The sequence below is a fragment of the Hanstruepera marina genome (assembly GCF_019880635.1).
Classification (GTDB): Bacteria; Bacteroidota; Bacteroidia; order Flavobacteriales; family Flavobacteriaceae; genus Hanstruepera; species Hanstruepera marina.
In genome coordinates this window covers 1,499,378-1,512,383 of the sequence record NZ_JAINVX010000001.1, presented here as the reverse complement: position 1 = coordinate 1,512,383, position 13,006 = coordinate 1,499,378, and the positions used below count along the sequence as shown (strand labels likewise).

Below are 13,006 nucleotides of genomic sequence, written 5' to 3'. Positions count from 1 at the left end.
CCAGCACCATGAAAGTTCTTGTAACCGGAGCAACAGGCTATATAGGCAAACGCCTTATTCCGCTTTTGGTACAAGATGGCCATCATGTAATTTGTATTGTTCGGGATATACACCGTGCTGATAAAGATTACCTTGAAGATCCCAACATCGAATTCATAGAAGGCGATTTTCTAAAACCAGAATCCTTAAAAAGTGTTCCTAAGGATATAGAGGCAGCTTATTATCTTATTCATTCCATGTCTAACTCCTCTAAAAAGTTTGAATCGTTAGAAGAAAAGTGCGCCATAAATTTTAAGAATAGAATTAATGATACCAATACAAAACAGGTTATTTACTTAAGTGGTATTACTAACGATAGTAAACTATCTAAACATCTTGAATCTAGAAAGCGAGTTGAAGATGTTTTAAAAACGGGGCAGTATGCTACAACTATTTTTAAAGCAGGAATTATTGTTGGCTCCGGTAGTTCTTCATTTGAAATCATTAGGGATCTTGTAGAGAAACTACCATTTATGATTGCGCCAAAATGGCTTAATACCAAAACACAACCTCTTGCTGTTAGGGATGTCTTATCCTATTTATCAAAAAGTCTGGGCAAAACATCGTTATACAATAAATCATATGACGTATTTGGACCCGAAGTACTTACCTACAAAGACATGCTGTTACAATTCGCTCAAGTTCGAGGACTAAAACGATATATACTTACCGTTCCAGTAATGACGCCTAAATTATCTTCATATTGGTTATATCTTGTAACGTCTACATCTTACAAACTAGCTACTTCATTGGTAGATAGTATGAATGTAGAAATAATTGGCAAACCAAGTAACATAAATCAGGTGTTATCTATTAACCCGTTAAGTTACAGGGATGCTGTTAAATTAGCTTTTGAAAAAATTGAACAAAACAGCATTATTTCCAGTTGGAAAGATTCTATGGTCAGCAGCGGAAGGCTTAAAGACAATTTTGATAGATACATCAATGTCCCTAAATATGGTTGTTTTAAAGATCATAAAGTAATACAGGTTATCAATTCCGAAAAAACGTTACATAAAATTTGGTCAATTGGCGGAGAAAACGGCTGGTATTACGGCACAGTACTATGGAAGATTCGAGGCTATATAGATAAGCTTTTTGGTGGAATTGGTTTAAGAAGAGGACGTACAAGCCCAATAGATTTAAGTGTAGGAGATGCTCTAGACTTTTGGCGTGTAATATTTGCAGATAAAAATAAAAAACGGCTTCTACTATACGCCGAAATGAAATTACCAGGAGAAGCTTGGTTAGAATTCAAGATTGAAAATAATATACTCAAACAAACTGCAACATTCAGACCAAGAGGACTTGCCGGAAGATTATATTGGTTTGGCGTCTTGCCGTTTCATGGTTTCATTTTTAATGGTATGATAAGAAAATTAGCCGCGTGATGAAAAAAACACATTTACCTCAAAAAACTTGTGCCTGCTGTGGACTTTCATTTAACTGGCGTAAAAAGTGGAGGCTAAATTGGGATCAAGTAAAATATTGTAGTGAAAAATGTCGGAGACAAAAGAAACATTCAATTTAATATGGTTTACAACCAACTTAAGAACGCAAGATAATCATGTATTACATGAGGCCATAACATGTAACAAACCCATTATTGCTTGTTATTGTTTTGATCCTCGACATTTTAAGGAAACAGAACATGGGTTTAAAAAAACTGGACAGTATCGTGCTAAATTTTTAATAGAAAGTGTAAAAGATTTAAAGAACAACTTAAGCAAATTAAACATCCCACTATTCACATTTACAGATTACCCAGAAGTCATTATTCCAAGTTTAGTAAACGAATACTGTATTGACAATGTGTTTGTGCAAAAAGAATTTACTAGTGAAGAAACCACGACTTTCAAATGGGTTCAAAATAAACTAGAAACGACTAATATTACTCAAATTTTTGATCAGTTTTTATATGAGCCAAGCGATGTGTTTAGCGAATTAAATCAAATTCCTAAAGTTTTTACAGTATTTAGAAAACACGTAGAAAAAAAACTTACCATACTGCCTTCAACTGAAACTAAACCACAAGAAAAATTTGCAATAAAAAATCTAACTAAAATCCCAACCTTAAATGAGCTCGGTTTCACGGAGTTCACTCGGCATCCTAAAACTGCTTTTCCATTTAAGGGTGGCGAAACCGAAGCGAATAAACGCTTAAATTATTACGTTTTTGAATCACAGAAAATCGGAGTTTATAAAAAAACACGAAATGGTCTTGTAGGACCAGATTACAGCTCAAAATTATCGGCTTGGTTAGCAAATGGTAGTATTAGTTCCAGAACTATATATTGGGCAGTAAAGGAATTTGAAAAAACACATTTTAAAAATCAGTCGACGTACTGGTTGATATTCGAATTAATTTGGCGCGACTTTTTCAAATATATAGCACTCCAGCACGGTAATTCTATTTTCAAATTAGAAGGAATCTCGAATAAAATTTACAAATGGAGTCAAGATAAGGATGCAATTGAAGCATGGCAAAACGGAAAAACTACAGATAATTTTGTTAACGCCAATATGCTAGAACTCAATAAAACCGGATGGATGAGCAATAGAGGCCGGCAAAATGTAGCGTCATTTTTTGTAAAAACTTTACAATTAGATTGGCGAATTGGTGCAGTATATTTTGAATCGTTGTTAATAGATTATGATGTTCATAGTAATTATGATAATTGGATGTACGTCGCTGGTATTGGTAACGACCCTAGAGATCGAGTTTTTAATACAAAATTACAAGCAGATCGTTATGATCCACATGGCAAGTTTCAAAAGCAATGGCTACAAACGGAATTATTCACATGACAACATTACGATTAATTTTAGGAGATCAATTAAACATCAAACATTCATGGTTTAAAAAACAAAATAAGGACGTCTTATACTGTATGTTTGAAATGCGCCAAGAAACAGATTATGTTGTACATCATATTCAAAAAGTTATTGGTTTTTTTGCAGCTATGCGAACATTTGCCAAACAACTAGACAAAAAAGGCCATAACATTACATATTTTAAAATAACAGATAAAACCAATACCCAAAAACTTCATAAAAATCTTGAAAAATTAATTGAGCAATACCAAATTACAACATTTGAATATATTGAACCCGATGAGTATAGATTAGATAAACAACTAAAAGATTTCTCCAAAACTATTTCCATAAAATCTCAAGTCTATGACAGTGAACATTTTTACACAAATCGATTTGATTTAAAGAAATTCTTTAAAGGTAAAAAGCAATATATTATGGAATATTTTTACCGTGATATGCGAAAAAAGCATAACATTTTAGTTAACAATAATGAACCTGAAGGCGGTAAATGGAACTATGACAAATCCAATCAAAAAAAATGGAAAGGAGATCCAAAGATTCCTCATTACGTTGCTTTTACAAACAATGTTGAAAATGTAATTGCTGATATAAAAAAAGCCAATATAAAAACTATTGGCCAATGTAATAATACATTGTTTGAATATCCCATAACACGTGAACAAGCACTGAATCAACTAAAATATTTTTGTGAAAATTTATTGAAATACTTTGGAGATTATCAAGATGCTATGTACACAACGGAATCAAATTTATTTCATTCTAGATTATCTTTTGCATTAAACTTAAAACTTATTTCTGCTAAAAATGTAACAACTACCATACTTAATTATTACAGCAAGCATACCACAGAAATAGATATTTCTCAAGTTGAAGGATTTATTAGACAAATTATAGGTTGGCGTGAATATATGAGAGGAATGTATTGGATGCGCATGCCTAAACTTTCAAAAGAAAACTATTTAGAAAATAGCAATCCCCTACCAGATTTCTATTGGACTGCAAATACCAAAATGAATTGCATGAAACACGCTATTCAAAACAGTCTAGATAATGCATATGCCCATCATATTCAACGATTAATGGTTACCGGTAATTATGCGCTTTTAACACAAACAAATCCAGACGATGTAGACAACTGGTACTTGGGTATTTATCTAGATGCCATACAATGGGTGCAACTACCCAATACTAGAGGTATGAGTCAGTTTGCTGATGGTGGAAAAGTAGCAACAAAACCGTACGTGTCTTCTGGTTCATACATTCAAAAAATGAGTAATTATTGTCAGGCTTGTTATTACAACTATAAAAATAAGGCTGACGACAAAGCCTGCCCGTTCAATAGTCTATACTGGCATTTTCTAGATGAAAAACGAAATCATCTTAAAAATAACAGTCGTATGCGGATGATGTATCATGTTTTAGACAACATCAAAGAGGACGACTTAAAAGCTATAAAACAGCGAGCGAAACAAATTATAGCCACACCAAATGACTTTTAATCAAGAATATATCTTAAATCATATTCTTTTGTTAATTTTTGTTTAACTTTTTTTATTATTTATTAAACATTTTGTAGATTTGAGTATCAAATTTATATATATTGATTCTCAACAGCACATATACAGAAAAAAATCACAAACAAATAATTGCCGATTTAGTAGGCAAGCCATACAGTTTTTTTGAAGCTATTAAATTAAAAGGTATCGGCTCAAAACGAATGATTGTTTCAGAGGTCAGCCCAAACCTTCGTGTGCTAATGAATAAAGTAACTGATGTAAATTATGCCAATATTGAATTAAGACGTGGTGGAATTATAGTATATATTAACAAAGGGCTTCAAAATTTCTCTTGGATCATTCCTTTCTATCAGTTAGTTATATATCGTACTAATGGTATGAGTATCCATGCACAAGGTAAATTCATTCATTTTAAAAATAATAAAACATTTAAGGAGAATAAACATTTTTTTTCGAAGCTACTGGATTTAAAAGTGGCATATGATGTTCAACATAATCTCTATCCAATATGATTCACTTAAAGTCTAACGAAATAGATAGAGTAATAGAAATGGCTTGGGAAGACAGAACCACGTTTGAAGCTATACAATTTCAGTTTGGATTGAAAGAAAAAGATGTTATTGCCCTCATGAGGAAAGAACTCAAAGCAAATAGTTTTAAGCTTTGGAGAAAACGGGTACAAGGACGGGAAACAAAGCATGAAAAATTACGAAACTTTATAAATGGACGATTTAAGTGCTCCAGACAAAAACAAATAACACAAAACAAAATATCAAAACGATAATCTTGCTTTGACTCAATAATTGAGTACAGCAGTAAAAAAAAGAGCTATGAAAATTAAAACATTTGAAAAACAGCAAACAAACAGTTACAAATTAAATGGCTTAAGCGCATCTGAAATTGGCGACGACCACTTATATTCAGGACTCGATACGCCGTTGAAAAAGGATGCTTTTAAAATTAGTGATGCTGAAAAGAAAAAACGCATAGCTATCTTATTTGAAGAAATTATGGACGTTATGGGATTAGATTTGACAGACGACTCCCTTAAAGGCACTCCTGATCGTGTAGCGAAAATGTATATAGAAGAAATATTTTCTGGGTTAAACCCAGCTAATAAACCCAAAATCGCCTTATTCGACAACAAATATCAATACAATCAAATGCTTGTTGAGAAAAATATTACCTTCTACTCCAACTGTGAGCACCATTTCGTGCCTATTATTGGTAAAGCCCATGTGGCTTATATCTCATCAGGTAAAGTTATAGGGCTATCAAAACTTAATAGAATTGTTCAGTACTACGCCAAACGTCCACAGGTTCAAGAACGACTAACAAATCAAATTGCCAACGAACTAAAGGCTGTTCTTCAAACCCAAGATATAGCTGTTATTATTGATGCCAAACACCTTTGTGTGTCTTCTAGAGGCATAAAAGATGATACATCGGCAACAGTTACAACCTATTATGGTGGTGCTTTTAACGATCCACAAAAAATCACAGAATTACATAACTACATAAATCATTAAGCTATGGAACTAATAAACAGAGCACTTGAATTCGAGCAAAGAAAGATGAAATCGTTATCAACTAGCGACAGAATAAAAATTTCTAGAGAGGCAAAACAATTGATTTTAGATTTAAATCAAATTTACAAGCAAAAAAAAGATGAGCGTCTTATGGATATCATGAAACGACTTACCGTAATAAAACGAAAAGTTGAAAAACGCCTCAAAGGAAAACCACTAATGGCTTAATAAATAATATGAAAACATATATTATTATTGGTGGTAGCCTGGGAATTGGGCTATCACTTCTTAACGTATTGCTGAAACATAACAAAGTCATAAACATAAGTCGTAGTGCACCAAATCTAACCCACGATAATCTTATACATTACAGTATAGATGTTCTAAAGGATGATTTACCTGAAATTGAAAAATGTGATGGCTTGGTTTACTGCCCAGGAAGCATTAACTTAAAGCCAGTGTCCAGATTAAAACTCGATGAGTTTAGAGATGATTATGAGATTAACGTAATTGGTGCGGTAAGAGCAATTCAGAAATATTTACCTCAATTAAAAACAGGTACTAACCCAGCAATTGTACTTTTTAGCACTGTTGCAGTTAAATTAGGAATGCCTTTTCACGCCAGCGTAGCTGCAGCAAAAGCAGGGGTAGAAGGTTTAACAAAATCACTGGGCGCAGAATTGGCGCCTACTATACGTGTAAATGCTATTGCGCCTACAGTTACCGACACCCAACTGGCATCAAAATTATTGCGAAATGACAAAATGATTGAAAATATAACCGAAAGACACCCTCTAAAAAAATTTCTAAAACCAGAAGAGGTTGCAGATATGGCAGCCTTTTTATTATCAGACAAATCTGCTTCCCTCTCTGGCCAAATATTCGAAATGGATTGCGGTATAGTGTCCTTTAAAATATAAAACATGAAAAAACTAATCCTAATATGCCTTATGCTAAACTTTCTTAATAAATCAACAGCTCAAAACTCACCCACTAAATCTATCTATGATATCCAAATAAATAGTTTGGAAGGGAATCCTATTGACCTTTCTGATTATAAAGGCAAAAATATATTGTTCGTAAACGTTGCATCCAAATGTGGCTTCACAGGACAATATGCCGATTTACAAAAATTATATGATGATTACCAAGACAAGCTCATGATTATTGGCGTGCCCTGTAACCAATTTGGCGGTCAGGAACCAGGTACGGCCGATGAAATTCAAACCTTTTGCGAAAAAAATTATGGCGTTAGCTTTTTAATGACCGAAAAAGTTGATGTTAAAGGCAACAATCAACATCCCTTATACAAGTGGTTGACAGACAAATCATTAAATGGTAATTCGAGTTCAAGTGTAAAATGGAATTTTCAAAAATATCTTGTAAATGAAAATGGCGAACTAGTAGATTATTATTTTTCCATGACTAACCCAACAAGTGCTAAAATAACGAAGCATTTAAATCAATAAAATATGTTTGGATTATTCAAAAAACAATCAGAACTTAAAGTTTTACAGAAAAAATATGCCAAAGCAATGAAAGATTGGCACAAACTGTCTGTTACCGATAGAAAAGCAAGTGATAATGCATATGCCGAAGCACAATCCATTTCCGATAAAATTGAGGCATTGCAAAACAAAACAAAATGAGTTTTATTAAACGATTAGTCCTATTTCTATTAATTAACTTTGGTGGTTTAGCACTTGGTAGTTGGTTGATGAATAATGGTCCACAATCAGAATGGTATACCAATTTAAATCAAGCACCATGGACACCTCCAGGATGGGTGTTTGGAGTGGCTTGGACAACCATCATGATCTGTTTTTCAGTGTATTTAGCAAAACTCTTTAAAGAGCAAGATTCTAAATTTTTAAGAATTCTATTTTCGGTTCAGGTTTTTCTAAATGTGGTTTGGAACTATCTGTTTTTCAATCAGCATTTGGTTGGACTGGGTTTACTCAACATATCACTATTAACTGTACTCATATTGTATTTCTTTTTTAAGTTTAGAATGGATGACATTAAAACCTACTCCTATCTATTATTACCCTACATAGTTTGGTTGCTCATAGCCACGTCATTAAATGCTTACATCTATTACAATAACTAATGAAGATTTATACTTTACACAAAAAACAGAACCTTCCAATTTCTGTTGAGCAAGCTTGGAGCTTTCTATCAAACCCAAAAAACTTAAAAGTCATCACACCAGATTATATGGGTTTCAACATCCTATCAGGAGCAGACAGACCCATGTATGCAGGTCAAATTATTCAATATATCGTAACACCAGTTCTCGGGATAAAAACAAAATGGGTAACAGAAATCACACATGTAATCGACAAACATTATTTTGTTGATGAGCAACGGTTTGGACCCTATGCACTATGGCACCACAAACATTTTATAAAAGAAATTGAAGGCGGTGTGGAAATGGAAGATATAATAGATTATAAGCTTCCTTTAGGTTTTTTAGGGCAATTGGTACAACCTATTTTAGTAAAACCAAAATTGGAAGAGATTTTTGAGTACCGTAAAAATAAGCTCATCGAACTATTTGGAACCCTATAAACATGAACGAACCCTTAACTGTTTTTTGGTTTAGAAGAGACCTTAGATTAGACGACAACCATGGATTTTACCAAGCTCTGAAAGGTAATAATCCTGTACTTCCCATTTTTATTTTCGATACTGAAATCTTGCAAAACCTCCCTGAAGATGATGCGCGTGTAACATTTATTTATGAAAAGCTTCAAGACTTGCGTACTATACTCAAGATAGAACAGAATAGTAGCATTGCCATTTTAAAAGGAAAACCTATTGACATATTTAAAGATTTAGTAAAAGAATATGAAGTTGAAACCGTTTACACCAATCATGATTACGAACCGTATGCTATTAAACGAGACCAAGACATAGCAAACTTTTTAGCTTCACAAAATATAGAATTCAAGACCTACAAAGATCAAGTCATTTTTGAAAAAAATGAAATAGTCAAAACCAATGGTAATCCTTACATGGTATATACACCATATATGAAAACCTGGAAATCCACTTTTAATGCTGATGATTTAGAAATATTTTACACCAATACTTATTTAGACAATTTAGTAAAGCATTCCAGGTTACCTAACCTAACATTATCAGATATAGGTTTTAAAAAATCAAATCAAGAGATAGCAGATTATGATGTCACACCTACCTTGATTCAAGAATATGAAAACAAGCGCAACTTTCCATCAAAAAAAGCAACATCCAGACTTGGGCCTCATTTACGTTTCGGTACAGTCAGTATCCGTAAAATGGTAAAAAAAGCCATTGCCGAACAAAACGAAATATTCTGGCAAGAACTTATTTGGCGTGAATTTTTTATGCAAATTCTTTGGCATTATCCACGTACGGTAACTGAAAGCTTCAAACCCAAATACGATAGAATAGAATGGCGTAACAACGAAACAGAGTTTAAGGCCTGGTGCGAAGGAAAAACGGGTTACCCTTTAGTTGATGCAGGTATGCGCGAACTTAACCATACAGGTTTTATGCATAATCGAGTGAGAATGTTGGTAGGGTCTTTTTTGTGTAAACACTTATTAATCGATTGGCGCTGGGGCGAAGCCTATTTTGCTGAAAAATTACACGATTATGAAATGGCAAGCAATATAGGAAACTGGCAATGGGTTGCAGGTTGTGGTGTGGATGCCGCTCCCTACTTTAGAATCTTTAACCCGACTACTCAAATACAAAAATTTGACAAGAATCATCAATACATCAAAAAATGGGTGCCTGAATATCAGGAACTCACCTATCCTCACCCCATTGTAGATCATAAAGAAGCTAGAGAACGTTGTTTAAAGGTTTATAAGGCTGCTCTTGACTAATACGCTTTATCGATTTTTTAAATTTTGGTAACCTGCTAGTTCTAAAAGTTTTATATTTAAACTCTTAAACATACAAACCAATGAATCTTAAAAAACTACTCTTAACTGCAATTATGGTATTGCCCGTAATAGCTTTTTCACAAGTAACCTTCACAAACTCAAATAGTTTGTTAGTTAATTCCTCACTAACAAGTGGTGTTGCCATTGGTGTTAGCGACATGAATGGAGATGGTTTAGATGACATTGTGAGATTACACGATGCTTCTAGCCTACAAATTGAATATCAAACTGCTGGTGGTGGAAATTTCACCCAGTACAATTATGGGAGTACAGGTAGCTCACATTGGGGGCTTGCTATAGCAGATGTTGACAAAAATGGTTTTAACGATGTCGTAATAGGTGGTTACAACAATGGTGTTCGAGTACTAAAAGCCAGTAGTAATGGTGCCACCTATTCCAGTACAACACTAAACGGAACTATTTTTCTTCAGAATGTTAATTTTGCTGACATGGACAATAATGGTACCATAGATATTTTTGCCTGTCATGATAATGGTACTTCTTTGGCCTATAATAATGATGGCTCTGGAAATTACACAATTGATAATGCAGGATTAATAAATGCAGTTTCAACAGTCCCTTCAGATAACTCGGGAAATTATGGAAGTATTTGGACCGATTATGATAATGATGGTGACCAAGATCTTTACATCTCAAAATGCCGTTTGGGCGTAACTAATGCTAACGATGGTAGACGCATAAACTTGTTATTCCAAAACGATGGTAATGGTAACTATACCGATGTTGCTGTTGCAGCTGGACTAGTACCTTACGGCCAGTCGTGGTCTGCTAATTTTGAAGACATTGATAACGATGGCGATTTAGACTGTATTGTAATAAATCACGATATAAATAGTGTGATTTATGAAAATAACGGTAATGGAACCTTTTCAGATATTACAGCCAGTTCTGGTATCTCATCTATTTTAAGTGGCATGGGAAGTGGCGGTATCCAAATTATCATGGAAGATTTTGATAACGATACCTTTATCGACTTGTTTGTTACAGCACGCAGTGGTTCTCACCACATGTTCAAAAATAATGGCAATAAAACCTTTACCGAAATGCCATCGCCATTCACGTTACCAACTGGACCGTCGCGTATACAAAGTGCAGCTGTTGGCGATTTAAACAACGACGGTTTTATGGATGTTGTTGCTGGCTTTGCCAACGGCTACAACGGCCCAAGTAATTATCCTGATGTATTGTATTTTAATGATGGGAATTCCAATAACTGGAGTGAAATCAGGTTGCGTGGCAACACCAGTAATATTAATGGCATTGGAGCACGTATTGAATTATACGGGTCTTGGGGAAAACAAATTCGTGAGGTTCGCTCTGGTGAAAGTTATGGTACCATGAACTCTTTACTAACCCATTTCGGGCTAGGTTCGGCAACAAGCATCACAAAAATAAAAGTGCTTTGGCCGTCTGGTGAGGAAGACGAAATTCTCAATCCAGCCATTAACACATCTATCGAAATTATTGAAGGGTCAACGCTTACCGCTGACGAGTATACAGACTTAAGCATTTCAATCTATCCGAACCCAACGAGCAATTATGTTACTGTTAGTACACCAAATAACAATTCAAGTATAGCTTATTCAGTATATGACATTAGTGGGAAAGCTGTTATTACTCAACAAGACCTAAACACATCAAAACAAATAGATTTAAAGAGTTTAACTTCTGGAATATATTTTATACATCTTGAAGAAGATGGTAAAACACAAATTCAGAGAATTGTGAAATCGTAATTCAAATCACTAAACGTAAATAAAAAAGCCACTGTAATACAGTGGCTTTTTTATTTTATACAGTAGGGACTTTATTCTTTTATGCGTTCAATCTTGGCACCTATAGCGCGTAAACGCTCATCTATATTTTCATATCCTCTATCAATCTGTTCAATATTATGAATAGTAGAGGTACCCTTGGCAGATAGTGCAGCAATTAAAAGCGAGACACCTGCTCTAATATCTGGCGATGTCATGGTAGTAGCCTTTAAAGTCGATTGAAAATCATGACCGATTACAGTAGCTCTATGTGGGTCACAAAGAATTATTTTCGCTCCCATATCTATCAATTTATCCACAAAGAACAAGCGGCTTTCAAACATTTTTTGATGCACTAAAACACTGCCTCTGGCTTGCGTAGCAACAACCAAAATAATACTCAATAAATCTGGAGTAAACCCAGGCCAAGGCGCGTCAGAAATGGTTAAAATAGAACCATCAATGTAACTTTGTATTTCGTAGCCATCAGTATGTGCTGGAATATGAATATTATCACCTTGACGTTCCACCGTAATACCGAGCTTTCTAAACACATTGGGAATTTGCCCCAAATCATCCCAACTCACATTGGTAATGGTCAGTTCACTTTTGGTCATGGCAGCCAAACCTATCCAACTACCTATCTCAATCATGTCGGGTAACATAGTATGCTCAGTTCCACCTAAACTATCTACACCTTCAATAATCAACATATTAGAACCAATACCAGAAATTTGGGCTCCCATTCTATTAAGCATTTTACAAAGCTGTTGCAAATAAGGTTCACAAGCAGCATTATAAATAGTGGTTGTGCCTTCTGCCATTACAGCAGCCATTACAATATTGGCTGTACCAGTAACCGAGGCTTCATCCAACAACATATAAGTACCAACCAGTTTGTCGGCCTCAACACCATAAAAATAATCTTCACGGTTGTAACGGAATTTAGCGCCCAAGTTAATAAAACCTTCAAAATGGGTATCCAATCGTCTACGACCAATTTTATCACCTCCGGGTTTTGGGATATACCCCTTTCCAAAACGGGCTAAAAGTGGTCCTACAATCATAATCGAACCACGTAATCCTCTACCGTCTACTTTAAATGCTTCAGACTCTAAATATTTCAGATTAACTTCATCTGCCTGAAAGGTATACGAATTAGGTCCAAGCTTTTCAACTATAACACCTAGTTTCTTAAGTAATTCAATAAGTTTATTTACATCAACTATATCTGGAATGTTATGTATGGTAACAACTTCCGGAGTTAATAGAACAGCACAAAGTATTTGTAATGCTTCATTTTTTGCTCCTTGAGGCTGAATGTTTCCTTTTAATTGATGTCCTCCTTCAATTTTGAATATTCCCATGAA

Annotated in this window: 16 protein-coding genes; 15 read left to right on the top strand and 1 reads right to left on the bottom strand. The window is 34.4% G+C overall.

Features of this window, described 5'->3' with window-relative positions; all coding sequences use genetic code 11:
- Positions 1-8: 8 nt before the first annotated feature.
- From K7G76_RS07090 to K7G76_RS07020, 15 genes are all read left to right on the top strand, one after another.
- Entirely contained in the window at positions 9-1,430 is a 1,422-nt protein-coding gene (locus tag K7G76_RS07090; RefSeq protein WP_223033460.1) for an SDR family oxidoreductase, read from the top strand.
- The gene (locus tag K7G76_RS07085) at positions 1,430-1,570 is read left to right on the top strand and encodes a DUF2256 domain-containing protein (protein ID WP_223033459.1); all 141 of its coding nucleotides are present in this window, start codon (positions 1,430-1,432) and stop codon (positions 1,568-1,570) included. Before K7G76_RS07090 ends, K7G76_RS07085 begins: the two co-directional genes overlap by 1 nt.
- On the top strand, positions 1,540-2,847 hold the full coding sequence (locus K7G76_RS07080) for a DASH family cryptochrome (RefSeq protein ID WP_223033458.1): 1,308 nt from the start codon (positions 1,540-1,542) through the stop codon (positions 2,845-2,847). The genes K7G76_RS07085 and K7G76_RS07080 overlap by 31 nt, the downstream gene beginning before the upstream one ends.
- Positions 2,844-4,376, top strand: coding sequence for a cryptochrome/photolyase family protein (locus tag K7G76_RS07075; RefSeq protein WP_223033457.1), 1,533 nt, complete (start codon positions 2,844-2,846; stop codon positions 4,374-4,376). Before K7G76_RS07080 ends, K7G76_RS07075 begins: the two co-directional genes overlap by 4 nt.
- Before the next feature lie 101 nt (positions 4,377-4,477).
- Positions 4,478-4,906, top strand: coding sequence for a hypothetical protein (locus K7G76_RS07070; RefSeq protein ID WP_223033456.1), 429 nt, complete (start codon positions 4,478-4,480; stop codon positions 4,904-4,906).
- Complete coding sequence (locus K7G76_RS07065; protein WP_223033455.1) at positions 4,903-5,178, top strand: TIGR03643 family protein; 276 nt, start codon at positions 4,903-4,905, stop codon at positions 5,176-5,178. Before K7G76_RS07070 ends, K7G76_RS07065 begins: the two co-directional genes overlap by 4 nt.
- A gap of 46 nt (positions 5,179-5,224) precedes the next feature.
- Positions 5,225-5,923, top strand: coding sequence for a GTP cyclohydrolase I FolE (gene folE / locus K7G76_RS07060; RefSeq protein ID WP_223033454.1), 699 nt, complete (start codon positions 5,225-5,227; stop codon positions 5,921-5,923).
- Between the two features lie 3 nt (positions 5,924-5,926).
- Positions 5,927-6,151: a hypothetical protein gene (locus K7G76_RS07055; protein WP_223033453.1), complete on the top strand. Its 225-nt coding sequence runs from the start codon at positions 5,927-5,929 to the stop codon at positions 6,149-6,151.
- Between the two features lie 8 nt (positions 6,152-6,159).
- On the top strand, positions 6,160-6,843 hold the full coding sequence (locus K7G76_RS07050) for an SDR family NAD(P)-dependent oxidoreductase (protein WP_223033452.1): 684 nt from the start codon (positions 6,160-6,162) through the stop codon (positions 6,841-6,843).
- A gap of 30 nt (positions 6,844-6,873) precedes the next feature.
- On the top strand, positions 6,874-7,392 hold the full coding sequence (locus tag K7G76_RS07045; RefSeq protein ID WP_223033621.1) for a glutathione peroxidase: 519 nt from the start codon (positions 6,874-6,876) through the stop codon (positions 7,390-7,392).
- Positions 7,393-7,395: 3 nt separating this feature from the next.
- Entirely contained in the window at positions 7,396-7,572 is a 177-nt protein-coding gene (locus K7G76_RS07040) for a Lacal_2735 family protein (RefSeq protein WP_223033451.1), read from the top strand.
- Positions 7,569-8,033: a TspO/MBR family protein gene (locus K7G76_RS07035; RefSeq protein WP_223033450.1), complete on the top strand. Its 465-nt coding sequence runs from the start codon at positions 7,569-7,571 to the stop codon at positions 8,031-8,033. The genes K7G76_RS07040 and K7G76_RS07035 overlap by 4 nt, the downstream gene beginning before the upstream one ends.
- Positions 8,033-8,494, top strand: coding sequence for an SRPBCC family protein (locus K7G76_RS07030; protein ID WP_223033449.1), 462 nt, complete (start codon positions 8,033-8,035; stop codon positions 8,492-8,494). The genes K7G76_RS07035 and K7G76_RS07030 overlap by 1 nt, the downstream gene beginning before the upstream one ends.
- Before the next feature lie 2 nt (positions 8,495-8,496).
- Complete coding sequence (locus tag K7G76_RS07025) at positions 8,497-9,801, top strand: cryptochrome/photolyase family protein (RefSeq protein ID WP_223033448.1); 1,305 nt, start codon at positions 8,497-8,499, stop codon at positions 9,799-9,801.
- Between the two features lie 80 nt (positions 9,802-9,881).
- Positions 9,882-11,618: an FG-GAP-like repeat-containing protein gene (locus tag K7G76_RS07020; protein WP_223033447.1), complete on the top strand. Its 1,737-nt coding sequence runs from the start codon at positions 9,882-9,884 to the stop codon at positions 11,616-11,618.
- Positions 11,619-11,689: 71 nt separating this feature from the next.
- On the opposite strand, the gene murA is transcribed toward K7G76_RS07020, so the two are convergent.
- Positions 11,690-13,003: a UDP-N-acetylglucosamine 1-carboxyvinyltransferase gene (gene murA / locus K7G76_RS07015; protein WP_223033446.1), complete on the bottom strand. Its 1,314-nt coding sequence runs from the start codon at positions 13,001-13,003 to the stop codon at positions 11,690-11,692.
- Between the last annotated feature and the right edge of the window lie 3 nt (positions 13,004-13,006).

What these genes read in the sequence shown, in the direction of transcription:
- K7G76_RS07090 (WP_223033460.1), top strand. Translation starts at nt 9, where the DNA reads ATGAAAGTTCTTGTAACCGGAGCAACAGGCTATATAGGCAAACGCCTT.
- K7G76_RS07085 (WP_223033459.1), top strand. Translation starts at nt 1,430, where the DNA reads ATGAAAAAAACACATTTACCTCAAAAAACTTGTGCCTGCTGTGGACTT.
- K7G76_RS07080 (WP_223033458.1), top strand. Translation starts at nt 1,540, where the DNA reads ATGTCGGAGACAAAAGAAACATTCAATTTAATATGGTTTACAACCAAC.
- K7G76_RS07075 (WP_223033457.1), top strand. Translation starts at nt 2,844, where the DNA reads ATGACAACATTACGATTAATTTTAGGAGATCAATTAAACATCAAACAT.
- K7G76_RS07065 (WP_223033455.1), top strand. Translation starts at nt 4,903, where the DNA reads ATGATTCACTTAAAGTCTAACGAAATAGATAGAGTAATAGAAATGGCT.
- folE (WP_223033454.1), top strand. Translation starts at nt 5,225, where the DNA reads ATGAAAATTAAAACATTTGAAAAACAGCAAACAAACAGTTACAAATTA.
- K7G76_RS07055 (WP_223033453.1), top strand. Translation starts at nt 5,927, where the DNA reads ATGGAACTAATAAACAGAGCACTTGAATTCGAGCAAAGAAAGATGAAA.
- K7G76_RS07050 (WP_223033452.1), top strand. Translation starts at nt 6,160, where the DNA reads ATGAAAACATATATTATTATTGGTGGTAGCCTGGGAATTGGGCTATCA.
- K7G76_RS07045 (WP_223033621.1), top strand. Translation starts at nt 6,874, where the DNA reads ATGCTAAACTTTCTTAATAAATCAACAGCTCAAAACTCACCCACTAAA.
- K7G76_RS07040 (WP_223033451.1), top strand. Translation starts at nt 7,396, where the DNA reads ATGTTTGGATTATTCAAAAAACAATCAGAACTTAAAGTTTTACAGAAA.
- K7G76_RS07035 (WP_223033450.1), top strand. Translation starts at nt 7,569, where the DNA reads ATGAGTTTTATTAAACGATTAGTCCTATTTCTATTAATTAACTTTGGT.
- K7G76_RS07030 (WP_223033449.1), top strand. Translation starts at nt 8,033, where the DNA reads ATGAAGATTTATACTTTACACAAAAAACAGAACCTTCCAATTTCTGTT.
- K7G76_RS07025 (WP_223033448.1), top strand. Translation starts at nt 8,497, where the DNA reads ATGAACGAACCCTTAACTGTTTTTTGGTTTAGAAGAGACCTTAGATTA.
- K7G76_RS07020 (WP_223033447.1), top strand. Translation starts at nt 9,882, where the DNA reads ATGAATCTTAAAAAACTACTCTTAACTGCAATTATGGTATTGCCCGTA.
- murA (WP_223033446.1), bottom strand. Translation starts at nt 13,003, where the DNA reads ATGGGAATATTCAAAATTGAAGGAGGACATCAATTAAAAGGAAACATT.